The 1,746-nt window shown below is 59.6% G+C and carries 2 protein-coding genes; both read left to right on the top strand.

Features of this window, described 5'->3' with window-relative positions; all coding sequences use genetic code 11:
* Window positions 1-182 precede the first annotated feature (182 nt).
* Window positions 183-785, top strand: coding sequence for a hypothetical protein (locus EN879_RS34710; protein ID WP_063170165.1), 603 nt, complete (start codon window positions 183-185; stop codon window positions 783-785).
* Between the two features lie 126 nt (window positions 786-911).
* Window positions 912-1,139, top strand: coding sequence for a hypothetical protein (locus tag EN879_RS34705; protein WP_063170474.1), 228 nt, complete (start codon window positions 912-914; stop codon window positions 1,137-1,139).
* The last annotated feature ends 607 nt before the right edge of the window (window positions 1,140-1,746 follow it).

The raw sequence follows: 1,746 nt of genomic DNA, 5'->3' as shown, positions 1-1,746 counted from the left end.
GATATGGGCTGGCAGACCTCGCCGCTGAAACGCGCGCCTGAACAGAACCAGGGTGGCAACGCCCCGGCGGATACCTCACCAGCCGCGGGCGTCCAGAAGAATCCCAAGGAAAACACCGAAATGCCTGGGCAGTGATCGACAGCTCGTCTCTGAGTAGACCTCGAACCAAGCCAGACGCGTTTATGCTGTCAGGTCCCACCGTGCTGATCCTTATGTACTTTCTGCTTCCCGTCTGGCTTGTCGCTGGCTTTGCAGACTGGCTTTGCCACCGCGCCTCACATATCGAGTCGACCACGGGCGCCAAGGAATCCTTGATCCATCTTCTGATGTTCGCCGAAGTAGGCGTGCCGTTGCTGGCAGCCATGTTCCTCGAGGTGAATGCCTTGGTCATCGCTGTCATGATCGTCACCTTCTTCATCCACGAGGCGACGGCGATGTGGGATGTACGCTATGCAACCACGGCGCGCAGGGTAACGCCGATCGAACAGCATGTGCACAGCTTTCTGGAAATGATCCCGCTGATGGGCCTGGTCAGCGTCGTCTCCCTCCATTGGACGCAGTTTCTTGCGTTGTTCGGGGCGGGGCCGGAAACCGCGCGCTTCGATATCGTCTGGAAATCGCAGCAGTTGCCACTGATCTATATCGTCTGCGTGATGGCCGTGATCGTACTTTTCGAGTTGCTTCCGTATGTGGAGGAATTCGTCAGGGGCTTACGGGCCAATGCCGGGAGGCTGATCCCGCCGAAAGCCAGGCGACGCGACCCGGGCCACACGACGTTGCGGTGATGGGGCGGTCTGAAACGATGCTTCCTTGACCACAAGTACTCAGCGGTCTGAGCGCCGTCTCGCGCGGAACATCTCTGCCGGACTGGTCATTAACAGAACGGGAGAGGACAGACATGGAGCGTGATGATGAGCATCCTTTCCGACCTCGACAAAAAGCTGACGGACAACATGTATGAACATGCCAGCGAACTCACGGATGCGGTGGCGGACCTGCCGCCGGAACTCGTTGAAAGCGTCGACCGGCTAATGCCTTTCATCCAGCCCGAAGCGCGCGAGACGGTGAGAAATCAGGTTTTCGGCCTGATCCACGAATACAGGATCGTGGCCCCTCGCAGCCCGGCCGATCAGGATTGACCTACCCGTTCTGGTCTATCGCGTGAGGCGCGGGTTGGCTGCCGCCATCGTTGCTTGCTCTATGGCCGCCGAACCACAGCCAAGCCGCGACGATCACGACTGCCACGATCACTATCCAGGATATGAGACGAGGCATTGCGGGATTCTCCGTGCCAGCAGTCCATTCACGTCGACGTGATGATCAGGACGGAATTGAAGTCGGCTCCGCCGCCTCCTTGTGCTCCTAATTCCGCACGCGATCCTTTGTTCCGCTTGAGTTGCGGTGGCCGGCTGAGATCTGTCGCGTCCACATGCCCTGCAGCCGCCCCGCCGGATGGGCTTTCGTTGACGCGCCCGCTGAACGCTCTAGGTCAATTCAAGCCGACCACCGCTCGTTCGGCACTAGGGGAGACTATTCTTGTGGCGCACCAAACGCCGAATTTGATCCTCAGCGGCCGTCATTTCCGGCTGGATTGTTTGTGCTTGCTGTTGCTGTTGTGCGTGTCGGCGGGATGCTCGTCTTCCGACGAGATCGAGCAGCAATCACGAACAGCGGCTTCCGCGGCACAGACCGCATCGATGTTGCTCGACGCTTGGATGGGCGGCGCGGCGCCGACCGCATACACGG

Origin of the sequence: Mesorhizobium sp. M7A.F.Ca.AU.002.02.1.1 (assembly GCF_003998535.1) — a bacterium.
Lineage (GTDB): Bacteria > Pseudomonadota > Alphaproteobacteria > Rhizobiales > Rhizobiaceae > Mesorhizobium > Mesorhizobium ciceri.
Note: the sequence above shows the minus strand (reverse complement) of the source record. Positions and strands in the feature narration are given on the sequence as shown.

Excerpts from the sequence above, each read along its gene's own strand:
- EN879_RS34710 (WP_063170165.1), top strand. The coding sequence starts at position 183 with ATGCTGTCAGGTCCCACCGTGCTGATCCTTATGTACTTTCTGCTTCCC.
- EN879_RS34705 (WP_063170474.1), top strand. The coding sequence starts at position 912 with ATGAGCATCCTTTCCGACCTCGACAAAAAGCTGACGGACAACATGTAT.